Origin of the sequence: Marininema mesophilum, assembly GCF_900106775.1 — a bacterium.
Classification (GTDB): domain Bacteria; phylum Bacillota; class Bacilli; order Thermoactinomycetales; family DSM-45169; genus Marininema; species Marininema mesophilum.
The window spans coordinates 223,438-246,378 of the sequence record NZ_FNNQ01000001.1 but is presented as its reverse complement, the minus strand read 5'-3'; the positions used below and the strand labels follow the sequence as shown (position 1 = coordinate 246,378).

The 22,941-nt window shown below is 47.2% G+C and carries 22 protein-coding genes; all 22 read left to right on the top strand.

Going from position 1 to position 22,941, the window contains the following annotated elements:
• The first annotated feature begins 66 nt into the window (after positions 1-66).
• Entirely contained in the window at positions 67-1,983 is a 1,917-nt protein-coding gene (locus BLV90_RS00970) for a stage V sporulation protein D (protein WP_091734781.1), read from the top strand.
• 229 nt (positions 1,984-2,212) lie between these two features.
• On the top strand, positions 2,213-3,691 hold the full coding sequence (locus BLV90_RS00965; RefSeq protein ID WP_091734779.1) for a UDP-N-acetylmuramoyl-L-alanyl-D-glutamate--2,6-diaminopimelate ligase: 1,479 nt from the start codon (positions 2,213-2,215) through the stop codon (positions 3,689-3,691).
• Positions 3,692-3,708: 17 nt separating this feature from the next.
• On the top strand, positions 3,709-5,100 hold the full coding sequence (locus BLV90_RS00960) for a UDP-N-acetylmuramoyl-tripeptide--D-alanyl-D-alanine ligase (protein WP_177167828.1): 1,392 nt from the start codon (positions 3,709-3,711) through the stop codon (positions 5,098-5,100).
• A gap of 6 nt (positions 5,101-5,106) precedes the next feature.
• A complete protein-coding gene (gene mraY / locus BLV90_RS00955) occupies positions 5,107-6,102 on the top strand; it encodes a phospho-N-acetylmuramoyl-pentapeptide-transferase (protein WP_425433847.1) in 996 nt (331 codons plus the stop codon).
• Positions 6,099-7,115 (top strand): phospho-N-acetylmuramoyl-pentapeptide-transferase, encoded by a 1,017-nt coding sequence (gene mraY / locus BLV90_RS00950; RefSeq protein ID WP_091734773.1) that lies wholly within the window; start codon positions 6,099-6,101, stop codon positions 7,113-7,115. Before mraY (BLV90_RS00955) ends, mraY (BLV90_RS00950) begins: the two co-directional genes overlap by 4 nt.
• 2 nt (positions 7,116-7,117) lie before the next feature.
• Positions 7,118-8,476: a UDP-N-acetylmuramoyl-L-alanine--D-glutamate ligase gene (gene murD / locus BLV90_RS00945; RefSeq protein WP_091735407.1), complete on the top strand. Its 1,359-nt coding sequence runs from the start codon at positions 7,118-7,120 to the stop codon at positions 8,474-8,476.
• Positions 8,477-8,515: 39 nt separating this feature from the next.
• Complete coding sequence (gene spoVE / locus BLV90_RS00940) at positions 8,516-9,622, top strand: stage V sporulation protein E (RefSeq protein WP_091734771.1); 1,107 nt, start codon at positions 8,516-8,518, stop codon at positions 9,620-9,622.
• A 27-nt stretch (positions 9,623-9,649) separates the two neighbouring features.
• The gene (murG, locus tag BLV90_RS00935) at positions 9,650-10,765 is read left to right on the top strand and encodes an undecaprenyldiphospho-muramoylpentapeptide beta-N-acetylglucosaminyltransferase (RefSeq protein WP_091734769.1); all 1,116 of its coding nucleotides are present in this window, start codon (positions 9,650-9,652) and stop codon (positions 10,763-10,765) included.
• Between the two features lie 114 nt (positions 10,766-10,879).
• A complete protein-coding gene (gene murB / locus BLV90_RS00930) occupies positions 10,880-11,788 on the top strand; it encodes a UDP-N-acetylmuramate dehydrogenase (protein WP_091734767.1) in 909 nt (302 codons plus the stop codon).
• Between the two features lie 14 nt (positions 11,789-11,802).
• Positions 11,803-13,074, top strand: a complete 1,272-nt coding sequence (gene murA / locus BLV90_RS00925; RefSeq protein ID WP_091734765.1) for a UDP-N-acetylglucosamine 1-carboxyvinyltransferase — start codon at positions 11,803-11,805, stop codon at positions 13,072-13,074.
• Positions 13,075-13,239: 165 nt separating this feature from the next.
• Positions 13,240-13,965, top strand: coding sequence for a cell division protein FtsQ/DivIB (locus BLV90_RS00920; protein WP_177167827.1), 726 nt, complete (start codon positions 13,240-13,242; stop codon positions 13,963-13,965).
• Between the two features lie 173 nt (positions 13,966-14,138).
• The gene (gene ftsA, locus BLV90_RS00915; RefSeq protein WP_091734761.1) at positions 14,139-15,377 is read left to right on the top strand and encodes a cell division protein FtsA; all 1,239 of its coding nucleotides are present in this window, start codon (positions 14,139-14,141) and stop codon (positions 15,375-15,377) included.
• A 37-nt stretch (positions 15,378-15,414) separates the two neighbouring features.
• Positions 15,415-16,530: a cell division protein FtsZ gene (gene ftsZ / locus BLV90_RS00910; RefSeq protein ID WP_091734759.1), complete on the top strand. Its 1,116-nt coding sequence runs from the start codon at positions 15,415-15,417 to the stop codon at positions 16,528-16,530.
• A gap of 236 nt (positions 16,531-16,766) precedes the next feature.
• Complete coding sequence (gene spoIIGA / locus BLV90_RS00905) at positions 16,767-17,675, top strand: sigma-E processing peptidase SpoIIGA (RefSeq protein ID WP_091734757.1); 909 nt, start codon at positions 16,767-16,769, stop codon at positions 17,673-17,675.
• Between the two features lie 30 nt (positions 17,676-17,705).
• On the top strand, positions 17,706-18,428 hold the full coding sequence (gene sigE / locus BLV90_RS00900; protein ID WP_091734755.1) for an RNA polymerase sporulation sigma factor SigE: 723 nt from the start codon (positions 17,706-17,708) through the stop codon (positions 18,426-18,428).
• Between the two features lie 175 nt (positions 18,429-18,603).
• Positions 18,604-19,383, top strand: coding sequence for an RNA polymerase sporulation sigma factor SigG (sigG, locus tag BLV90_RS00895; protein ID WP_091734753.1), 780 nt, complete (start codon positions 18,604-18,606; stop codon positions 19,381-19,383).
• A gap of 119 nt (positions 19,384-19,502) precedes the next feature.
• Positions 19,503-19,817: a YlmC/YmxH family sporulation protein gene (locus tag BLV90_RS00890; RefSeq protein ID WP_091734751.1), complete on the top strand. Its 315-nt coding sequence runs from the start codon at positions 19,503-19,505 to the stop codon at positions 19,815-19,817.
• A 64-nt stretch (positions 19,818-19,881) separates the two neighbouring features.
• Positions 19,882-20,706: a peptidoglycan editing factor PgeF gene (gene pgeF / locus BLV90_RS00885; protein WP_091734749.1), complete on the top strand. Its 825-nt coding sequence runs from the start codon at positions 19,882-19,884 to the stop codon at positions 20,704-20,706.
• 5 nt (positions 20,707-20,711) lie between these two features.
• Positions 20,712-21,404, top strand: a complete 693-nt coding sequence (locus BLV90_RS00880) for a YggS family pyridoxal phosphate-dependent enzyme (RefSeq protein ID WP_091734747.1) — start codon at positions 20,712-20,714, stop codon at positions 21,402-21,404.
• Positions 21,405-21,429: 25 nt separating this feature from the next.
• The gene (locus BLV90_RS00875; RefSeq protein ID WP_091734745.1) at positions 21,430-21,846 is read left to right on the top strand and encodes a cell division protein SepF; all 417 of its coding nucleotides are present in this window, start codon (positions 21,430-21,432) and stop codon (positions 21,844-21,846) included.
• 4 nt (positions 21,847-21,850) lie between these two features.
• Entirely contained in the window at positions 21,851-22,120 is a 270-nt protein-coding gene (locus BLV90_RS00870; RefSeq protein ID WP_091734743.1) for a YggT family protein, read from the top strand.
• Positions 22,120-22,899: a YlmH family RNA-binding protein gene (locus tag BLV90_RS00865; protein ID WP_091734740.1), complete on the top strand. Its 780-nt coding sequence runs from the start codon at positions 22,120-22,122 to the stop codon at positions 22,897-22,899. Before BLV90_RS00870 ends, BLV90_RS00865 begins: the two co-directional genes overlap by 1 nt.
• Positions 22,900-22,941 lie beyond the last annotated feature (42 nt).

Sequence of the window (22,941 nt, the reverse complement as noted above, 5' to 3'; positions counted from 1 at the left end):
CTATACAACTTTGGTTCTACATAGGCTTGTCTATGAGGACTTGTCTGAGGTAAGGGGTGGGATCCATTGAGGATGACAAACCACGTGGTGCGCAAACGATTATTTATCTCACTGCTGCTCGGTTTATTGCTCTTTGGTGCTCTCTTGGCGCGCCTTGGTTATGTGCAGTTGGTACGTGGACCATGGTTACAGGAAAAAGCAGAGGAGTTATGGACACGGGATATTCCCTTTGAAGGAACCCGTGGGCGGATCTTGGATCGAAATGGGAAAGTGATGGCTTATAATATTAGCGCACCGTCGGTGTTGGCCATTCCCGCTCAGATAAAAAATCCAAAAGCAACGGCACAGGCACTTGCCCAAGCGTTGATGGCTCCGGAGGATAAAATCTACCAATTAATTACCAAGCGAGAGTTGATTGTACGTATCACCCCTTATGGACGCAAGCTAAGTGATGAACGAGCTAAAACGGTTCACAACCTACGTCTTCCTGGGATTGCTATCGCTGAGGATAATAAACGGCATTATCCAATGGGACGTATGGCGGCTCACATTCTTGGCTTTGCGGGTATTGATAATCAAGGTTTAGCAGGTTTAGAACTAGTTTACGATAAGAGCCTTCAGGGCAAGCGGGGGTATGTTTCCTTTAGTGCAAATGCGAAGGGGGAGCGATTACCAGGGAGTGCAGATCAATACACCCCTCCAGTTGATGGACTCGATCTGGAGTTAACTTTAGATAAATCGATCCAGTCTTATATAGAACGAGAGATGGATCAAGCGATGGCTCGGTTTCAGGCAGATAATATTATGGCGATCGCGATGGATCCGAAAACCGGGGAAATTCTAGGGATGGGAAGTCGCCCTACCTTTCATCCTAATGAATTTCGTAAGGCAAATCCATTGGTCTACAACCGGAACTTACCCATCTGGCGAACCTATGAACCTGGGTCCACATTTAAAATCATCACATTGGCGGCTGCGTTAGAAGAGAAAAAGGTACACCTGGGAAGTTATTTCTTTGATCCAGGTTTTATCAATGTGTCAGGGGTGCGTCTTCGTTGCTGGAAGCGTGGAGGGCATGGACCAGAAACCTTTTTAAAAGTAGTTGAAAATTCATGTAACCCTGGTTTCGTAAAGATGGGTCAACGATTAGGAGAAGAAAAACTATTTTCCTACATTCGCAAATTTGGGTTTGGTGCAAAAACAGGGATTGATTTAAATGGAGAAGCAAAGGGGATATTATTTACTCCTGAACAAGCGGGACCTGTGGAAGTTGCGACTACCTCTTTTGGTCAAGGGGTTTCGGTTACACCGATTCAACAAGTAGCCGCGGTAGCCGCAGCTGTGAATGGTGGCAAATTGATGCAACCCCAATTACAGAAGGCGTGGATCAATCCAGATACTCATAAAATAGTAGAAGAGAATAAGCCTCATTTTAAACGGCAAGTGATTTCAGAGAGCACATCCAAAAAAGTTCGAATCGCACTGGAGAGTGTAGTTGCCCGAGGTACTGGGCGGAAAGCGTTTCTTGATGGTTATCGGGTAGGTGGAAAGACAGGGACAGCACAAAAGGTAGGGCCTGATGGACGCTATATGAAAAATAACCATATCGTTTCCTTTATTGGTTTTGCTCCGGCGGATGATCCTCGATTGGTTGTCTATGTGGCGGTTGATAATCCAAAGGCACTCCAGTTTGGAGGCGTGGTGGCGGCACCTATCGTAAAAGATATTCTAAGAGATAGCCTGCGTCATTTACGAGTACCCCCACGAAAGAAACAAATATCACCCAAAAATTCTCCAACGGAGACACCGATAGTTACTACGCCTAACTTGATCGGTTCTAATATCGATGAGATTAGGAACAGTCTAGAAAATACGGAACTCCAGGTGCGAGGAAAAGGAAATAAGGTGATTAGCCAAGCGCCAAAACCAGGACAACGTGTAAAGAAAGGGACCCCTATTCGAATTTATTTAGGAGATAAGTAAGGGCGGATCATCCCAGCAGGAGAGAGTGAATGAATGCTCACTCTCCTTTGCTATCAGGGTTTGAAAGAGTCATCTTCGGGTGACAAATGGGTAAAAGAGAATTAAAATAGGGATGATCTACCCCATTATGCCAGGAGGACCCTGGCATTTCGCGTGTCTTCCTTATTTTTTTCATTCAGTTATAATGGTGCCAGGCATATGGCGCTTGGCCCAAGGAGGTACCCATTTCATGAAACTAGAGAAGCTCATCAATTCTCTTGTATTAGCAGATCGTATTGGCAATATGAATGTAGAAATCACAGGGATACAAATGGATTCCCGCGAAGTACAACCTGGAGATTTGTTTATCGCGCTCAAGGGTTTTACGGTGGATGGACACCATTATATTCCTCAAGCTCTAGAACAAGGAGCGGCTGCTTTGCTCGTGGAAGAAGAGATAGAGACATCAGTGCCTGTGATCCATGTACCGGATACCAAGCGGGCGATGGCCATCGTATCCGATGTGTTTTTTCAACACCCAACAAAGGAATTGAAATTGATTGGTTTGACGGGTACTAACGGTAAAACAACGACATCGTATTTGATCCGCCATATTCTCGAGGATGCCGAAATGGCGACGGGTTTGATCGGTACGATGAATATGCAAATTGGTAAGGATTCCATACCCGTCAAGAACACAACCCCTGAAGTGATCGAGTTACAACGAGGTTTCCGACAAATGAGAGATGCAGGATGTAGCCATGCGGTGATCGAAGCCTCTTCCCATGCGCTCCATATGGGTCGGACGCGAGGGTGTCGGTTTCGTACAGCGGTGTTTACCAATCTGACACAGGATCATCTGGATTATCATGAAACGATGGAAGAATATCGCGATGCAAAGGCCCTACTCTTTAGTCAGTTGGACAATAGTTATGCGGGTCAAAAAGAAGATCAGCCGTTAGCGATTCTCAATGCGGATGAACCCGCTTCCACATTTTTTGCTCAGGTGACTCCAGCTCAAGTAATGACTTATGGAATTGATAATCCGGCTGATGTTTACGCAGATGCGATTGACCATCATGCAGGAGGAACACGCTTCCGTCTGAACACATTTCTAGGATCGATTGATATCGAAATGAAGTTGATGGGTAAATTTAGCGTCTATAATGCGTTGGCAGCTACATCTGTTGCCCTGGGGGAAGGGGTTTCTCTCGATCAAATTCGATGTTCGTTAGAATCGATTCAAGGTGTGGACGGACGCCTCGAAGCGGTGGATGAGGGACAGCCCTATACGGTATTGGTAGATTATGCTCATACCCCGGATAGTTTAGAAAACGTCCTTAAAACTGTAGGGGAGATCAGTCAAGGCAATGTTTGGTGTATTGTTGGCTGTGGTGGTGATCGTGATCGCACAAAACGATCCTTGATGGCAGCGATAGGGGCCAAGTACAGTAGTCATTTGGTGATTACCTCCGATAACCCACGCACAGAAAAGCCCGAAAGCATCATTAGCGATATGTTGGAGGGTGTTCAGGATGTACCTGCGGGAGAGTGGACAGCGATTGTGGATCGTGGAGAAGCGATTCGCTTTGCAATCAAAGGGGCTCGTCCAGGAGATATCGTGTTGATCGCAGGCAAAGGCCATGAAACGTATCAAGAAGTAAACGGGGTTCGTCACAACTTTGATGATCGTCAGCAAGCTCGCGAAGCTATTCAAGCTTTCCGATGAGCGAGGAGAGAGAAACCATGCAGAAAACATTAAAATCCATTGCCGGTGAGGTGGGAGGGACACTCCTCGGTAGCATTTCGGATAAAACGATGCTCGCCCAGGGTGTATCGACAGATACACGGTCTCTATATCCAAATCAACTTTATGTCCCCATCCTTGGGGATCGCTTTGATGGCCATGATTTTCTCTCTGATGCAGTGAAGAAAGGGGCAGTTGCCGCTCTTTGGCAGGAGGATCGCGCCCTACCTTCGTCCCCCTCTATTCCTTTAATCCGGGTAAAGGATACATTAGAGGCACTTCAACAGCTTGCTGCTGCTTGGCGCAGGGAAATCGGGGTTAAGGTAGTTGCCGTGACAGGAAGCAATGGTAAGACGACAACCAAGGAGCTTTTGGGTTCCATTCTTTCTGTCAAATACCGTGTCCATCGCACCCAAGGGAATCTAAATAATCATATCGGTTTACCCCTTACGCTCCTCTCGATGCCACGAAAGTCAGAAGTAGCTGTGGTAGAGATGGGGATGAATCATGCGGGGGAAATCGCTCTGCTTTCTCAAATCGCTAAGCCAGATCTTGCGGTCATTACCAATATTGGTGAGGCCCATATTGAGCACTTAGGAAGTCGGCAAGGGATTGCCGATGCGAAGTTGGAGATATGTGAAGGCTTAGCTCAACAAGGTACATTAGTAATCGATGGGGATGAACCTCTTCTTCGGGAGCGATTGGTTAAGGAGAAGAGACGATATATCCGTGTCGGTTGGAAGGAAGATAATGATGATGTTCTGCAAGGATTTGCTACGGAGGGATTAGAGGGCATCTCCTTTACAACCTCCTTGACAGGAAGCCGCTTCACCCTCCCGATGATGGGGCAGTACAATGCGAAGAATGCCCTTCTCGCTATCACCGTTGGGCGTACACTCGGGCTGACTGAAGAGGAGCTTCAGCAGGGACTTAATCAAGTTCATATAACAGGGATGCGTCTGGAGAAAGTCACGGCCACTAATGGGATGTTGATCATCAACGATGCATACAATGCGAGCCCCTCGTCGATGCGAGCGACGATTGATCTTCTCTCTTCCTTAGATGGTTTTAAAGAGAAATGGGTCCTGCTCGGGGATATGTTAGAAATGGGTCCTGAGGAAGAGGCGTATCATCGTGAAGTAGGGCGTTTTGCCATGGAAAAAGGAATCTCAAGGGTTTATGCTATGGGTGCACGAGGTCGTTGGATCGTCGATGGCGCGCAGGAAGTAGCACCTGAGGGGAAGGCGATTCATTTTCAGAATCCAGAAGAAGCCGCTCAGACACTCCTAGCGGAAGGAAACGAAGGGGTCGTTCTCTTAGTAAAAGCTTCTCGGGGAGCGCGTTTGGAAACTACGGTGGAGCATATTTTAAAAGGAGCGAAAACTTTCTAAATGGATATGCGTATTCTTCTGGCTCCCCTCGCTGTCGCTTTCAGCCTTGGCATTATATTGGGCCCTTTTGTTATCCCGATTTTGCGCAGGTTAAAGTTTGGTCAGGCGATTCGTGAAGAAGGGCCAAAGGCACACTTTAAAAAAGCGGGTACACCTACGATGGGTGGTACTATTTTTCTAACCACGATGGTGTTAACCGCTGTACCACTAAGCAATCTGTTTTCTGATCGTATTTCAAATTTGTTTTTTCTGTTGTTCGCGACCCTAGGGTATGCGATCCTGGGTTTCTTAGATGACTACATCAAAGTGGTGATGAAGCGAAATCTGGGTCTATCCGCAAAACAAAAGCTTCTCGGTCAGTTGTTTATCGGTCTTGTTCTCTACTGGGTGTTATGGGAAGTTCGAGTTGAACGTGCAGAAAATCCTGGGATTTCCTCGATACATATCCCCGGGACAGATATTACCTTTCAATTGACAGGGCTGTACTTGCCTTTATTGGTAGTGATGATGATTGCTACTTCAAATGCAGTTAACCTCACGGATGGTCTGGATGGATTGGTGGCTGGAACAGCATCCATAGCTTATGGTGCTTATGCCATCATTGGGATGGTACAAAGCAATTATATGGTGGTTATATTTTCTGCTTCGGTTGTAGGTGCGCTCCTAAGTTTTCTCGTCTTTAACGCGCATCCCGCAAAGGTGTTTATGGGTGATACAGGCTCCCTTGCCCTTGGTGGGGGATTAGCGGCTCTTGCGGTGATTACCAAGACAGAGTTTTTGCTCCTAATCATTGGCGGTGTATTTGTTATCGAGACGTTATCTGTCATACTTCAAGTTGGTTCCTTTAAACTTCGTGGAAAACGAATTTTTCGTATGAGCCCGATTCACCATCACTTTGAATTGTTAGGATGGTCGGAGTGGAGAGTAGTAACCACCTTCTGGTCGATTGGTTTCCTACTTGCTGGATTGGGTATTTATTTGGAGGTGTACCTAGCCCGATGATTTCTTCTACTGGCTTGAGTCCCCATGCCTTGATCTTGTTGGTACTCGCAGTTGCCTTCGGTCTTGGTGTGATCTTGGCTCCCTTTGTAATTCCTATTTTACGTCGCTTGAAATTTGGTCAATCCATCCGTACAGAAGGTCCGGAAAGTCATCAAAAGAAAACAGGGACTCCTACCATGGGTGGTGTTATCTTTTTGACAGCGACGGTTCTCGCCGCTGTTCCTCTAGGTAGCCTCCAACGTGGTCGATCTGATCTATTTTTCCTTTTATTCGCCCTATTAGGCTATGGAATTCTAGGCTTTTTGGATGACTACATCAAAGTGGTGATGAAACGCAATTTAGGTCTCACAGCGAAACAAAAACTTCTCGGTCAGCTCTTTATCGGTTTAGTCCTTTTTTGGGTGCTCTGGCAGGTACGGGTGGTCGGTGGAACCTATGATGCGATTTTCTCGATAAAAGTTCCCGCAACGGATATTGTCTTAGAATTAAATTGGCTTTATCTACCCTTGTTGGTTCTGATAATGATCGCCGCTTCTAATGCGGTAAACCTAACGGATGGTTTAGATGGTCTAGCGTCAGGAACGGCTGCGATTGCTTATGGTGCTTATGCGGTGATCGGCATTGTACAAGGTAACGCTAATGTCGTTATTTTTTCAGTTGCTGTGGCAGGAACTTTGCTTGCCTTTCTCGTCTTTAATGCCCATCCCGCAAAAGTTTTTATGGGGGATACGGGCTCATTGGCCCTCGGTGGCGGTTTGGCGGGTTTAGCTGTGATTACCAAGACAGAGTTGTTACTTCCGATTATTGGTGGAGTATTTGTCATAGAGACGCTGTCGGTGCTGATCCAGGTAATCTCCTTTAAAACACGAGGGAAAAGGATTTTCCGCATGAGTCCGATTCATCATCATTTTGAGTTGGTGGGTTGGTCGGAGTGGAGAGTCGTTACAACTTTTTGGTTGACTGGCTTTCTGCTTGCTGGTCTGGGTATCTTTCTGGAGGTGTTTTTGCAGTGAATATGCTGACGGATGAGTGGAAGGGGCAGGTGGTCGTCGTCCTGGGCTTGGCCCGGAGTGGGGTAGCGGTGGCTCGGCTTCTTTTCCACCTTGGGGCGAAGGTGACGGTTAATGATCGCAAGCCACGCGCCGAGAGTCCAGAAGCGGAGGAGCTTGAGAAACTGGGGATCCCTGTGATCTGTGGAGGGCATCCAGCGGATCTTATCCATGAGGGGGTGGATCTCCTTGTGAAAAATCCGGGGATTTCTTATACAGCTCCTCCTGTCCAACAAGCACTGGTTCATAGGATCCCTGTAGTGACAGAAGTAGAGATTGCCTATCGCGTGACCGCTTCTCCGATTATCGGAATCACGGGGTCCAATGGGAAAACGACGACAACGACGTTGGTTGGTCGGATGCTGGCAACAGGGGGGATTCCTTCTCGTATAGCGGGTAACATCGGTCGCGCGTTAGCTGAAGTGGCGCCTGAGATGGGATCTGAGGAGTGGCTCGTGGCTGAGTTATCCAGCTTTCAGCTAAAAGGGGTGCAAACCTTCCGACCACGGATTGGAGCCTTGCTCAATATCGTTCCTGCTCACATGGACTACCACGGGGATCTGATCGATTATATAGCCTCTAAGGAGAAGCTATTTTCAAACCAACAACCCTCGGATATCGCTGTGCTCAATTGGGATTCAGCGGAATGTCACTCGGCCGCAGAAAAAGTGACTGCTCAGATTTTATGGTTTAGCCGTAGAGAACCAGTAGCGTCAGGAGTTTATATAGTGGATGGACGAGTGATGGTACGGATGTTTGGGGAGGATGCATGGGAGTTGATGCCCGTCTCAGATATGCACCTACCAGGGGTTCATCAGGAGAATGGACTGGCCGCGGTAGCTATTGCCCTTGCAACAGGGTGTCCCAAAGAGGCTGTACGGCACGAGTTAGCCACTTTTACTGGGGTGGAACATCGTCTGGAATTTGTGGGAACCAAAAGGGGAGTTCGTTGGTATAACGACTCCAAAGCGACGAATGCTAAAGCGACAATTGCGGCAGTTGGCTCCTTTACAGACCCCGTTGTTTTGATTGCAGGTGGGTTGGATCGAGGTGTGGACTTTAAGGAATTGGTACCTGTCTTTCAGAAGTTAAAGGGAATTGTCGCCTATGGTGAAGCGGCAGGTGTGCTCTTGGCTCGAGCAAAGGAAGCTGGGGTACGGTCCCGTTTGCAGGTGCAAAATGTGGAGGAAGCCGTTGCAGCCGCTACTACTCTCGTACAGCCAGGGGACGTGGCTCTGCTCTCACCAGCTTGTGCTAGTTGGGATCAACATACCTCTTTTGAAGAACGGGGAAGCATTTTTAAACAAGCCGTGCATACCTTGTAGTGAGGCTTGCCCCAATCCGTTCAAAGAGGTGAATCGTCCATGCCCAATCCCCACTCTCGCCGATCTCCGGATCTTATTATTATCGTTGTCATCCTGATGCTCTTAACCCTCGGGGTGATCATGGTATATAGTGCGAGTGCTGCGTATTCCCAACATAAGTTTGGGGATAGTTTCTTTTACGCGAAGCGACAGTTGTTGTTTGCTGGGGTGGGCGTTCTCCTGATGTTTGTCGTATCAAGGTTGGATCCTAAGCTCTTTCGCCAGTGGGCAAAACCTGCACTGATTATTTGTTTTGCTCTGTTAGCTTTGGTTCTGGTGCCTGGTGTGGGGATCCTACGAAATGGTGCTCGAAGTTGGCTTGGCATCGGTGCTTTTAGTATTCAACCTTCTGAGTTTACAAAACTAGGGGTCATTCTCTTTCTTGCCCGTTACTTTAGTAATCGGTCAGGAGAGATACAAACCTTACAATACGGGATGATGTATCCTTTAGGGATTGCAGGATCTGCCTTTGCATTGATTATGATGCAACCTGACCTTGGGACAGGTACCGTGATGATGGGGACGGCGATTATCCTTATCTATATAGCAGGTGTCCGTATCAATTATCTGGTTGCATTGATGGGCATTGGATTGGCAGGTTTTGCGGGACTGGTATTAGCAGCTCCCTATCGTATTAAACGAATTACGGCTTTTCTCAATCCATGGCAAGATCCACTCAATGCAGGGTACCAGATTATCCAATCATTATTTGCTATCGGTCCAGGTGGGTTGATGGGACTAGGGTTAGGGATGAGTCGGCAGAAACATCTTTATTTGCCTGAACCTCATACAGACTTTATTTTTTCTATCTTAGCTGAAGAGTTGGGTTTTATCGGAGCAGGTACTGCGATTATTCTTTTCGCAATCCTCATCTGGCGAGGAATTCGCGTGGCAATCACCATTCAGGATATGTTTTTGAGTCTGGTTGCTGCAGGAGTGACGGGGATGATTGTCATCCAAGCCGTAATTAATATTGGTGTAGTCTCTGGAGCATTTCCCGTTACAGGAATTACGTTGCCGTTTCTTAGCTATGGTGGTTCTTCGTTAACATTGACATTGGTAGCCGTGGGCATATTGTTAAATTTGTCTCGTTATACAGATCAGTGATCGGCATATATAGAGAATCGGGGGATTATGATGAAAAAAGTGATGCTTTCCGGTGGCGGCACTGGCGGACATATTTATCCAGCTCTTGCGCTTGCGGATGCGGTTCGTCGCCGGCACCCCGATGTAAAGCTGGGCTACATTGGGACAAAAGAGGGGCTTGAATCACGCATTGTGCCTAAAGCAGGTGAGATTTCTTTTTTTGATGTAGAAATCCAAGGATTTAAGCGGAAGATATCCCTGGATAACGTGGAAACGATTGCTAAATTTATCCGAGCAGTAAAGAAATGCAAAGAGTATATTCGTAAGTTTTCTCCAGATGTGATGGTGGGGACAGGCGGGTATGTAAGTGGGCCTGCTCTTTATGCGGCAACTAAATTAGGTGTCCCCACGTTAATTCTTGAACCCGATGTTTTACCTGGATTGACAACACGCTTTCTTTCACGATATGTAAATGTAACAGCGATAAGCTTGACTGGTTCCGAGAAATATTTAACAAAGGCCAAACGCATTTTACACACAGGAAATCCTCGTGGAACCGAAGTCATACATGCTAAAAAAGAAGCGGGCAGAGCCTCTCTTGGTTTGGCAGATTCGGACAAGCCTATCGTATTGATATTTGGTGGTAGTCGAGGGGCGAAGCCGATCAACGATGCAGTAGAATCGATGCTCCCTCAATTAACGAAGGCACCCGATATCCATTTTGTCTATGTGACGGGTGAGGTGCATTATAAGGATGTAACTGATAAGATAGATACGGATCAATGGCCGAACCTTATCGTAAAACCGTTTATATATAACATGCCAGATGTGTTAGCTGCTTCCTCGATGGTAATCTCTCGTGCAGGAGCAACTACCCTGGCTGAAGTGACTGCTCTTGGGGTACCAGCTGTTCTTATTCCCTCTCCCTATGTAACAAACAATCATCAGGAATTGAATGCGCGTTTATTGGATGATCACAACGCAGGGCGGATGATTTTAGAGAAGGAACTGACTGGGGAGCGACTTTGGGAAACTATTTCCGAAGTGATGGGGAATCATGGACATCATCGTCAAATGAGTGAAGCTTCTCGTAAGTTGGGTCGGCCGGATGCAGCGGAGGTGATCCTCGATGAATTGGAAAAGCTGTCTGCAACCCGTCGCTGAATTAGCGATAGTGGAATGTGGGCATTCGTCACAAAAAACGGGCAAAGGCATAAGCTATCGTATGCCGCGCCTGGAACCGAAGGGCCAAAGTGTCCGCGAAAGGAGATTTCCCTTGTGCAAGCAATCGCCCAGGAATTAATAGATATAGGTGTGGAGGATGTACGGGTTGACGAACCCCTTTCCCACCATACCACCTGGAAGGTGGGCGGGCCGGCGGATCTTTTCATCTATCCTCGTTGTAAAGTGGAATTGGAGAAGGCGATGATGGTGATAAGAGAACATCGCCTACCCTGGCGCGTCATCGGACGTGGTTCCAACCTTTTAGTACGAGATGGTGGTATCCGTGGGACTGTTATCAAACTGGGTGCGGGCCTTGACCACTTACAGGTGAACGGTCAGCAAGTGGTTGCTGGGGGTGGATACTCCTTCGTCAAGCTTTCGGTGATGGTTGCTAAACACGGTTTAACCGGCTTGGAATTCGCTGGAGGAATTCCCGGTACTGTGGGTGGCGCTGTCTTTATGAATGCGGGTGCCCATGGATCTGAACTTTCTCAGGTCTTAGAGTCGGTGGAAGTACTCTTAGAAGATGGTCGCTGGATACGCATCTCTGCTGAAGAGATGGCCTTTCGTTATCGGACGTCGATCCTCCAATCTGAGATGAGAGGTGTCGTAACAGAAGCTACGTTTAATCTTCATGAAGGTGAACGTAAGGTTGTGGCTACGAAGATGGCTCAATTTAAAGATCGGCGCAGACTGACCCAACCTCTACAGTTTCCCTGTGCGGGTAGTGTATTCCGTAACCCATCAGGTGACCATTCTGGTCGGCTAATCGAAGAGGCGGGATTGAAGGGGTACCGGATTGGTGATGCCGAAGTATCTGAGCAACATGCTAATTTCATCATTAATCGCGGGCAAGCGACAGCCAACGATGTTCTAGCCCTGATTCAGCACATCATCAGAACCATTAATGAAAAATACGGTGTCACGTTGGAACCGGAAGTTCGGGTGGTGGGCGAGGGGTAGACGGAGGTGGAACATTGGAGCAGTATGTCATCAAAGGCGGAAAACCTCTGTACGGTACCATTCGTGTTCAAGGAGCTAAAAATTCTGCTCTTCCCATCCTTGCTGCGACTCTTTTGGTTGAAGGAATTCATGAGATTCGGGATGTCCCCCATTTGTCGGATATCGATGTGATGGGTAAGATTTTAAAAGCTCTCGGTGTGAAGATGAGATGGGACGGCAATAACATCAAGATGGAAACCTCAACGATCAAAACCTTTCGGATTCCTGAGTCGCTGATGCGGCAGATGCGGTCTTCAATCTTTTTGATGGGGCCGATGCTGTCTCGTCTTCATGAAGTTATTATTACTCCTCCGGGCGGATGCGCGATTGGTGCTCGCCCCATCGACCTTCATCTCAAAGGACTTTCCCTTCTCGGTGCGAAAATTGAAGAGGGGGATGGTTTCATCCGTTGCACGGCGACCAAGTTAAAGGGTGCGAATATCCATCTTGATTTACCGAGCGTCGGAGCAACGGAAAATATCATGATGGCGGCAGTTCGGGCAGAGGGGAGAACGGTGATCCGAAATGCCGCTCGGGAACCAGAAATTGCGGACCTTGAACGCTTTCTTAACCGAATGGGAGCCGATGTAAGTGGCGCAGGCACAAATACGATCGTTATTCGTGGTGTACGCCGCCTCCATCCAGTCTCTTATGAGGTGATTCCCGACCGAATCGTTGCAGGAACATTAGCAGCTGCCGCTGCGATGACCGGTGGCGAAATCTTGTTGACTCATGTGGTGTTGGATCATATGGGTTCCACCTTGGAACTTTTGGAACGCACAGGAACCACATTAAAGCATGAAGGTGACTCACTCTGGATTAAAGGGATTCCGCGCTTAAAAGGAGTTGGCGATGTTGTGACAGGTCCATATCCTGGATTCCCTACCGATATGCAACCACAGATCATGGCTCTTCTCAGCATTACTGAAGGAAGTAGTATCATCTCCGAACGCATTTTTGATGGACGTTTCAAACATGTGCAGGAGTTGGTGCGAATGGGGGCGAATCTGCAGCCAGGGGAACACTCTGTAGAGATTCAAGGAGTTCCTTACTTAAAAGGAGCTACGGTTCAAGCAACGGATTTACGAGCAGGGGCCGCTCTTGTGATTGCGGGATTGGCGGCGCAAGGAACGACCCGTGTCTTAGGTCTAAACCATATCGATCGTGGGTACGACCATTTGGATCGGACACTTCTTCAATTAGGAGGCCAGATTCAGCGCTGGTCAGGAAAAGTGGTATCGTGTTGAAAGAGCAGTGGGCCCCTTCTGGGTACCGCTGCTCTTTCTTGTGATGTTAATCTACTATTTTTGCAAAGAATCGCGGCCGATCTACGTGATTTGTGGTAACATAGTGGTAACTAGATGAAAGTCCACTTGATGAGGGTTTCTATCTCTTATGGAGGAGATGCCGACATGGACCAAGGGGTACCTCCCTACCGTCCACCACGATCCCGCAAACCTGTGTCGTTTGCGGCGCTTCTGTTTTTGTTAATGTTTTTTGCAGGGGTCGTTCTCCTCTTGTTTTTAAAGTCGCCTTTCAGTGAAATACAAGAAATAGAGGTGGTTGGGAACCACATGGTTCCTGATCAACAGATCCTTGCGAAGGCCCAAGTGGCTAAGGGGGGATCCTATTACCGTTGGAATGAAGATCAAGCAAAGAAAGTACTTGAACGGATGAGCGAAATTCGTCGAGTAACGGCGGAGCGTATATTTCCTAGCCGTATCCGCTTAGAGGTTCATGAGGAGAATCGAATTGCTTATTGGAGTGACGATGGGAAAGTTGTTCCAGTGCTGAAAAATGGAAAAGTCCTCTTTGACCGTTCATGGAAAGGGACAGTCGATCGTCCCCTCCTTCGTGGATGGCCTAAGGAAAAGCTACCCAGATCCTTTGCAGAGGACTTGACACAGTTGCCGAAAAAAATAGTAGGTGACCTTTCTGAGATTCGCCCTGTTAAGGATGATACATATCCTGATTTGATCAAAGTGTATACCCGCCAAGGCCATGTGATTCGTCTTCGTATTCAGGACTTTGGCAGAAGGATTAAAGTATATCCAATTTTCCGTAACCGTTCTCCAGGTACCTTGAACCTGTTGGAAAGTACAAAGTTTATTCCTGCAACAGGAGATAAAACAGACTGAAACGGAGTCAAATCCGATTAAGATAAAAAATTAGGTGGGAAAAAGGGGAAAACTCCTTTCATGTTGAATACCTGTGGTATAAGCGGAATCTTCCCTTCGCTTCTCCCCTCAACAAAGAAATTACCTACTTCCACCACAAGGAACCGATTCTCGGGCTAGGAGGTGCCCAGGATTTGAGCAGTGGAGAGTTTATCGTCAGCTTAGATATAGGAACTTCTAAGGTCCGTGTGATCGTCGCCGAGGTGACCAAAGAGAGTACCCAGATCGTCGGCGTGGGATCGGCGGCTGCCAAGGGGACGAAGAAAGGGGCCATCATTGACATTGACCAGGCGGTGCAATCGATTCGTGAAGCAGTCGATCACGCCGAGCAGATGGTTGGTATAGATATTTCTAAAGTATTTGTGGGGGTTTCTGGGAATCATGTCTCCCTACAATCCAGTCACGGTGTAGTGGCTGTGGCCAGTGACAACCGTGAAATTGGACAACCAGATATTGATCGGGTTATGCAAGCGGCTAAGGTTGTTGCCCTTCCCCCAGAGCGAGCTGTGATTGATGTCGTTCCTAAACAATTTATTGTTGACGGACTCACAGGTATTCACGATCCTTATGGAATGGTCGGAGTACGACTCGAAGTGGAAGCAATTATCGTCACCGGTTCAAAGACGATCATTCACAATGTCCTGCGTTGTGTGGAGAAGGCTTCTCTTTCAGTGGCAGGCATTCTACTTCTACCACTGGCGGCTAGTGAAATTTGTCTATCATCCGATGAAAAAAACATGGGTGTTGTTTTGGCAGATATCGGCGGGGGAGCGACATCCCTTGCCATCTTTGAACAAGGGCACTTGGTTTCAACAGCTGTGCTACCTATAGGTGGCGACTTTATTACCAATGATATAGCCATTGGACTTCGTACGCAGAGTGAAGTAGCTGAGAAGATTAAGCGTAAATACGGAGTTGCTTTAGTAGAGGAATCATCGAAGGATGTTGTCTTTTCCGTCCCAGCGATTGGAAGTAATCAAGAGAGTAATGTCAATCAAGAAGAGATGGCGTTGATTATCGAACCGCGGGTTGAAGAGATTTTCCAATTGATTCGTGATCAAGTGGAATCGATGGGCTATTCTGATGGATTGCCTGGTGGCTATGTTCTCACCGGTGGCGTCATGTCGATACCCCATATTCTTGTAGTAGCTCAGAATCAATTGGGAGAGGCGGTCCGCATCGTATCCCCTGGGTACATAGGTGTGCAGGATCCGTCATTTACTAGTGGGGTCGGCATGATCCACTACATCCAAAAACGATGGATGCTCAGATTAGCTGAGCCGGATGGTCAAGGTCGTTCCCCACAAAAAGATAAACGTGGCCCCTCACCCCTAGAACGGATGAAGAATTGGTTCTTCAATGAATTTATCTAAAGTGAGGAAAGATTGATTGATATTGGAGGGACTATCGATGTTGGAGTTTGATATGGAAGTGGAACAGATCGCCCAAATCAAGGTCATCGGTGTCGGTGGTGGCGGAAGCAATGCCGTTAACCGGATGATTGACAGCGGGGTGCAGGGCGTTGAATTCATCGCAGCCAATACGGATGCCCAGGCGCTGAACAGGTCTCTTGCACCGATCAAGTTACAGATCGGTGAGAAACTGACCCGGGGTCTCGGTGCGGGCGCAAACCCCAACGTTGGTAAAAAAGCGGCGGAGGAAAGTCGGGAGAGTATCGAAAATGTATTAAAAGGGTCGGATTTGGTCTTTGTAACCGCTGGGATGGGTGGTGGTACTGGTACTGGGGCTGCACCAGAGATCGCTGAAGTTGCTCGAGAAGTAGGGGCGCTGACCGTTGGGGTAGTGACTCGTCCCTTCACCTTTGAAGGGCGTAAACGCTCCTTGCAAGCGGATGAAGGGACCGCCGCTCTAAAGGATAAGGTTGATACCCTGATCGTCATCCCCAATGATCGACTCTTAGAAATCGTCGATAAAAATACGCCGATGTTGGAAGCCTTCCGTGAAGCGGATAACGTTCTCCGGCAAGGGGTGCAGGGTATTTCTGATTTGATTGCGGTCCCTGGATTGATCAACCTCGACTTTGCTGATGTAAAAACCATCATGACTGAGCGCGGCTCTGCCCTTATGGGCATTGGGATGGCAACCGGTGAATCCCGTGCTACAGAAGCGGCTAAGAAGGCCATTTGTAGTCCGCTTCTGGAGACCTCCATCGATGGTGCGCGTGGGGTTTTGATGAATATCACAGGTGGTACGAATCTCTCACTCTATGAAGTGAATGAAGCCGCTGATATTGTTGCTTCTGCTTCAGATCCAGAAGTGAATATGATCTTTGGTGCTGTGATCAATGAAGAGCTGAAGGATGAAATTCTCGTTACGGTGATTGCAACTGGCTTTGATCACAAGGAGCAAGAAAAAGCAGCGAAAAAGCCAGACTTTGGTAAACTTCACAACGAGAGTAGCCAGCAAAAAAAGAAGCAACAAATTGTGGATATCGTCGGACCCAAATATGAAGATGAAGACAGCTTGGATATACCAACCTTCCTACGTCATCGGCGTAAAAAGTAAATAGGAAAAAACTAGCTCTCCAGCTTTAGCGGAGAGCTAGTTTTTTTGTGGACATCCGAAATGAGGCGAAATTCCAGTGAAGGTTATAAAGGGAGTTTAGGCTTATCTAGTACAGAAGGGTACGATTCTTGCGCTCAATCGACAAAAAAAATGACCTCTATCCAGCAAGTTTAGACAGACATTGAAATAGAGATTAGGTATACTGATGACACCTCTAAAGGGAAAGGGAACCAAATATGGTTGTCTATGCCGATGTGGTATTTCTGCTCAACCTATGTATTGACTTTCTACTTCTCTGGTTGATGACAGCCATCCGGCGTCAACACCCATCCCTTCTACGAATTTTGTGTGCAGCTATATTGGGGGCGGGTTACGCTGTTTTTCAACTATGGCAGCCCCTCACGTTCTCCTACACGTTCTATGGCAAACTTCTATTTTCTATGCTGATGGTTTGGGTCGCAATTGGATATCATTCCTTGGTGGCGTATCTACGTAGTCTAGGTATCTTTTATCTGATTTCCTTTGTGACTGGAGGCGGCATGTTTGCCCTCCATTACTTCCTAGGTAGTGGGGTTCATGCAGGAGGAGGTTCTCTGTTCTCTCTTTCTTCTGGCTGGGGATCACCGATTTCTTGGGTATTTGTCTTGGTAGCTTTTCCGATTGTTTGGCTTTACACTCGTTTTTCCTTCCGCTCCTTAGCTGATCGGCAAGTGGTAAATGACCATTTGGCTAAAGTAAGAGTCCAATGGGGAGATGTCAAACTAGAATTGATGGGATTGATTGATACGGGAAACCAATTGCGAGATCCCATCTCACGAACGCCAGTGATTCTAGTGGAAGTGGAGGAATGGGGACGGGTATTGCCAGTCGGTCTTGTGGATGCTGTAAGGAAAGGAAATTGGGATGGACTTGGCAAGGAGATGCCAGGGGAGTGGATGACTCGCGTAAGACTTGTCCCCTTTCGGGGAGCAGCTAGTGATGGAGATATCCTTGTTGCATTGAAGCCGGATAAGTTAGAGGTGTATCAGCAAGGAGAGTGGCATGAAGCGGGCAAGGTGTTGGTTGGGCTGGATACTGGACGTCTTTCCTCCGACGGAACCTATCAGGCAATTCTTCATCCTTCATGTGTGTCGGTGGCGGGATAGGATTAAGAGATGGGGAGGTCATAGGGAAATATGATGATCAAATGGAAGTTGGCAATGCAACTCTTTTGGTACCGTATCCTTATGCAGATCGGATTAAAAGGAGAAGAGATTTATTACATCGGTGGTAGTGAGGCTCTTCCTCCACCGCTCAACCGGGAAGAAGAAGAGCATCTCCTTGATCGTCTTCCTAGTGGGGATACGGCTGTACGCGCGATGTTAATCGAGAGAAACTTGCGTTTGGTCGTCTATATCGCGCGCAAGTTTGAAAACACAGGAATCAATATTGAAGATCTAGTCTCTATTGGGACGATTGGATTGATCAAAGCGGTTAATACCTTTGATCCTTCTAAGAAGATCAAGTTGGCGACCTATGCATCGCGCTGTATTGAAAATGAGATCTTAATGTTCCTGCGTCGCAACAATAAGATTCGTTCAGAGGTATCCTTTGATGAACCGTTAAATATGGACTGGGATGGCAATGAGCTTCTGTTATCGGATGTGATGGGAACTGAAAACGATATCATTTGTCGCAACATCGAAGAACAGGTGGATCGTAAAATTCTTCGTGTTGCATTGATGAGGTTATCGGAGCGAGAGCGAAAAATTATGGAGCTTCGCTTTGGGTTAGATGGTGGGGAAGAAAAAACGCAAAAAGATGTAGCGGATATGCTTGGTATTTCCCAATCCTACATCTCTCGATTAGAAAAACGGATCATCAAACGTTTACGAAAAGAATTTAACAAGATGGTGTGAAAAAAAGAAGTTCATCATGCCTAGAAAGCATGAGTGTTTGAGCCCTACGGGGCTTTTTCTTTTGCTTGAAGAGATTCCGCCTAGGTGGTTTTGCTTGGGAATATTTGCTTTTATGGATTATAAATTTTCCTCTGGAGGAGATACTTAACAGTAGCTTTGAGTAGGAGGGGAATCCATGGCGCGAAACAAAGTGGAAATCTGCGGAGTGGACACATCCAAGCTCCCCGTGCTCAAAAACGAAGAGATGCGAGCGCTCTTTCGTTCCTTGCAGGGAGAGGGGGATCTCTCGGCAAGGGAGAAGCTGGTGAATGGCAATCTACGTCTTGTACTCAGTGTCATTCAACGCTTCAATAACCGTGGTGAAAATGTGGACGACCTTTTCCAAGTCGGTTGTATCGGCTTGATGAAGGCAATCGACAATTTTGACCTGGGACAAAACGTGAAATTTTCTACCTATGCAGTCCCCATGATCATCGGGGAAATCCGTCGCTATCTGCGTGATAATAATCCGATCCGCGTCTCTCGATCTTTGCGCGACATCGCTTATAAAGCGCTTCAGGTACGGGATTCTCTAACTTATCGACACTCCCGAGAGCCAACAATTGTGGAAATATCAGAAGTGCTCAATGTTTCAAAGGAAGAAGTGGTGTTTGCCTTAGATGCCATCCAAGACCCAGTCTCCCTCTTCGAGCCCATCTATCAAGATGGAGGCGATCCGATTTTTGTGATGGACCAGCTCTCGGATGATCGAGACAAGGACCTGCATTGGGTAGAGGAGATCGCGCTTCGCGAAGCAATGGGTAAGTTGAATGATCGGGAAAAAATGATCTTATCCATGCGGTTTTTCGAAGGAAAGACCCAGATGGAAGTGGCTGACGAAATTGGTATTTCCCAAGCCCAGGTTTCACGTTTGGAAAAGGCAGCGATTCAACAGATGAACAAGTTTATTATGTGATCCTATGGACTGTCCGCACGCATGATCGTGCGGTCTTTCTTTTTGATGAGATGAACAAGGACAATTTTCAGGGCGAGTACATATACTGGGTATAAAAAGAAAAAGCAGGGTGATCGCCCATGATTAAAATTTCGGAGCTTCAAGCAAAAGATGTGGTCAATATCAGTGATGGGAAAAAACTTGGTCAAATTAACGATTTAGAATTAGATTTACGAGAAGGACAGATCAAGGCGTTGGTTGTGCCTAGTGAAAGCCGGTTTTTTGGTCTGGTCACAGGGGGAAAAGAGACAGTGATTCCATGGAATCGTATTGTAAAAATCGGAAATGATGTGATCCTTGTTCGCTTGGATAACGGGCAAAGCTATGTGGAGGATTCAGAGCGTTCCAGAGAGCCTCGCCCACTCCTCAATTCCCCTTTTGAGTCAGCGCGGTAAGGGATAAACACCTTTGTCTCCTCCTAGGCCTGTGGTAATATATGATGGGAAGGAGGAGAGAGAAATGGAACCGTTTCAAGCTTGTAAAGAATCATCTGTACCGTACTTTTCTCTTCTCCCCTGGGAACGAGAGTTTCCAAGACTGAGAGCAGGGATCAGCACTCGAGATAGCGAATCCATACAAGATCCAATGCATTGTAACTATGCTCTGCATATTGGCGATGATCGAGCAAATGTCCTAGATAATCGTAAAAGGCTAGCAGAAGCCCTGGATGTGCCGCTGTCTTACTGGACATGTGGCGATCAAGTTCATGGAACTCATATCCATGAAGTGACATCAGAAGAGCAGGGAAGAGGGTTGTATGATGCCTCTACTGCCTATCCGGCCACAGATGGTCTTATCACCCATGCAGATGATGTGTTACTCACCTCCTTCTATGCGGATTGTGTTCCCCTTTTGTTTTATAGCCCAGATACGGAATGGATGGGGGTAGCCCATGCAGGTTGGCGGGGAACAGTAGGGGGAATTGGAAGGAACATGGTTGAAGCTTTCCACCTTCGTGGGGCAAGCCTAGCCAATTTAAGAGTGGCTATTGCACCGTCGATAGGTCGATGTTGTTATGAGGTGGATGAGCATGTGACAACCCCCTTACTTCAAGCGTTACCCCATGCGGATGAAAGGGTCTTACAATCGACTGGTGAAGGGGGATGGCGGTTGGATCTAAAGGAAGCCAATCGTCAAATTCTTCTCCAAAGTGGTCTTTTTGAAGAACATATCTTCGTCAGTCAGTGGTGTACCAGTTGCCATCCCGCTCATTTTCATTCGCACCGTCGAGATCGAGGTAACACGGGTCGTATGGTTGCCTACATCGGAAGGCGGAAGGGGTGAGAAGGATGGATGAGGATATCTTGACCTCATGGCGTGTTGTAAAAGGAGAGATCGACACAGCTTGTCGTCAGGTTAACCGTGACCCTGAGGAAATCAATGTAGTCACGGTCACGAAATACGTTGATCAGAAGCGAACACAAGAAGCCCTGGATGCAGGACTACTCCATATTGGGGAAAGCCGTGTTCAGGATGCTGTTCCCAAATGGGAAGCACTTGGCAAACGGGGAATATGGCATTTTATTGGGCATTTGCAACGGAATAAGGCAAAGGCGGTTGTGGGCAAATTTTCATACCTCCACTCCCTCGATCGCTTTTCTTTAGCAGAGGAATTGTCCAAGCGTTGTGATACAGTGGGTGAGAACATCCGCTGTTTCCTACAGGTGAATGTTGCTGGGGAAGAAAGTAAATTTGGCCTGTCACCCAAGGAACTACCGGAATTCGCTCGGGAAGTGAGCCAATTGCCCGGGATTCAATTAGAGGGGCTGATGACAATGGCCCCTTATGTAGAAAATCCCGAGGAAGTGCGTCCTATTTTCCGACACCTTCGTGTTCTTAGGCAGGAACTAAGACAATTGGACGAGCTTCTGCTCACACTACCCCACTTATCCATGGGAATGTCCCGAGATTATCGGGTGGCGATTGAAGAAGGAGCAACCTATATTCGCTTAGGTTCTGTATTGGTCGGGGGAGGAAAATAGCGCGGCGCTGAAGGGGGCGGCCGTTTTGAATTTTAAGGATCGCATGATGGGGTTCTTTGGGATTAATGAAGACGAAGAGTATGAGGTTGATGGATCACCGGATGTTGACGCCTCTACTGTGATGAAAAATCGGAAGAACGTGGTCTCTTTGCACTCCCAGAAAAATGTTCGGGTGGTGCTTGCTGAACCACGAATGTATGATGAAGCCCAAGAAATTGCGGATAACCTAAAAAATCATCGACCTACCGTGGTGAACCTGCAACGGGTGCCTAAAGATCAAGCTATCCGTATCGTTGACTTTTTGAGTGGTACGGTTTATGCTCTGGGCGGAAATATCCATAAGTTAGGATCTCACATTTTCTTTTGCACGCCGTCCAACGTTGATATACAGGGAACAATTTCTAATATCTTTCCAGATGAAGCAAATGATATACTGAGGTGACCCCATGAACATCTTTGCTATTGTCGACATGTTGTTTAATATTTACTCCGTGGTGCTAGTGATTTATATATTGATGTCCTGGATTCCACAATTGCGCGAATCTGCGATTGGTACGGTAATTGGCTGGATAGCAGAGCCGTATCTTTCCGTTTTTCGTCGCTTCATCCCGCCCATTGGGATGATTGATATCTCACCCATTATTGCGTTGTTTGCTCTGCGATTTGTGCAACAAGGTGTCTTTTTTATCATTGAATTGATCTTGAGGAATATGTGATGTCAATGGAAGATGAGCTTTTTCATCATTTTCGTCCGGATGAACGGATGTTCGTCGAGCGAGTTCTGGATTGGACTTCGCGAGCTGAAGAACGGTATCAATCTGTACTTACCCCGTTTCTAAATCCACGAGAACAACGAATCGTCGATATGCTTGTTAGGCGATCACCAGATCTTCACGTTACCTTTGATGGTGGGTTTTCCAATGCTGAGAGACGCAGGGCTCGGATTGCTCCTCAGTATATGGATGAGGAGGATTTCGGACTCGCTTTTTTTATGGTGAGTTCGCTATCTCCTGATGGAAAATTGAAACATCCAGATGTCCTAGGCTCCTTACTGGGCTTAGGTATGAAGCGAGATAAGATTGGGGATCTTCTTTCTCATGCTGATGGGTATCAAATTATTATCGCCTCGGATATGGCGGATTATATACCACTTCAGTTAACTCATGTGGGGAAGCTTACCATTCGCATTAGCGAAATGGATCGGAATCAGCTGATCTCCCCCATTATAGAAACGACAGAAATGTCGATTTCTGTCGTTTCTATGCGTCTGGACGCCGTCGCTTCGGATGCTTTTCGTATATCTAGGTCTAAAGTAGTAACCCTAATCAAGAACGGTCGATGTCAGGTGAATTGGAAAACGACTGAGAATCCGGCAGAACCGGTAAAAGAGGGAGATGTCTTGTCGCTACGCGGGTCTGGCCGTACAAAGGTGGGGGAAATTCAGGGGCGTTCTAAAAAAGGACGTTTGCTAGTTTCGCTTATCAGGTATAAGTAAGAAAGCCGTTAAAACCGGAGGTTCTTCCCACGAATGTCACCA

What these genes read in the sequence shown, in the direction of transcription:
- BLV90_RS00965 (WP_091734779.1), top strand. Translation starts at nt 2,213, where the DNA reads ATGAAACTAGAGAAGCTCATCAATTCTCTTGTATTAGCAGATCGTATT.
- BLV90_RS00960 (WP_177167828.1), top strand. Translation starts at nt 3,709, where the DNA reads ATGCAGAAAACATTAAAATCCATTGCCGGTGAGGTGGGAGGGACACTC.
- mraY (WP_425433847.1), top strand. Translation starts at nt 5,107, where the DNA reads ATGCGTATTCTTCTGGCTCCCCTCGCTGTCGCTTTCAGCCTTGGCATT.
- mraY (WP_091734773.1), top strand. Translation starts at nt 6,099, where the DNA reads ATGATTTCTTCTACTGGCTTGAGTCCCCATGCCTTGATCTTGTTGGTA.
- murD (WP_091735407.1), top strand. Translation starts at nt 7,118, where the DNA reads ATGCTGACGGATGAGTGGAAGGGGCAGGTGGTCGTCGTCCTGGGCTTG.
- spoVE (WP_091734771.1), top strand. Translation starts at nt 8,516, where the DNA reads ATGCCCAATCCCCACTCTCGCCGATCTCCGGATCTTATTATTATCGTT.
- murG (WP_091734769.1), top strand. Translation starts at nt 9,650, where the DNA reads ATGATGAAAAAAGTGATGCTTTCCGGTGGCGGCACTGGCGGACATATT.
- BLV90_RS00920 (WP_177167827.1), top strand. Translation starts at nt 13,240, where the DNA reads ATGGACCAAGGGGTACCTCCCTACCGTCCACCACGATCCCGCAAACCT.
- ftsZ (WP_091734759.1), top strand. Translation starts at nt 15,415, where the DNA reads ATGTTGGAGTTTGATATGGAAGTGGAACAGATCGCCCAAATCAAGGTC.
- spoIIGA (WP_091734757.1), top strand. Translation starts at nt 16,767, where the DNA reads ATGGTTGTCTATGCCGATGTGGTATTTCTGCTCAACCTATGTATTGAC.
- sigE (WP_091734755.1), top strand. Translation starts at nt 17,706, where the DNA reads ATGATGATCAAATGGAAGTTGGCAATGCAACTCTTTTGGTACCGTATC.
- sigG (WP_091734753.1), top strand. Translation starts at nt 18,604, where the DNA reads ATGGCGCGAAACAAAGTGGAAATCTGCGGAGTGGACACATCCAAGCTC.
- BLV90_RS00890 (WP_091734751.1), top strand. Translation starts at nt 19,503, where the DNA reads ATGATTAAAATTTCGGAGCTTCAAGCAAAAGATGTGGTCAATATCAGT.
- pgeF (WP_091734749.1), top strand. Translation starts at nt 19,882, where the DNA reads ATGGAACCGTTTCAAGCTTGTAAAGAATCATCTGTACCGTACTTTTCT.
- BLV90_RS00880 (WP_091734747.1), top strand. Translation starts at nt 20,712, where the DNA reads ATGGATGAGGATATCTTGACCTCATGGCGTGTTGTAAAAGGAGAGATC.
- BLV90_RS00870 (WP_091734743.1), top strand. Translation starts at nt 21,851, where the DNA reads ATGAACATCTTTGCTATTGTCGACATGTTGTTTAATATTTACTCCGTG.
- BLV90_RS00865 (WP_091734740.1), top strand. Translation starts at nt 22,120, where the DNA reads ATGTCAATGGAAGATGAGCTTTTTCATCATTTTCGTCCGGATGAACGG.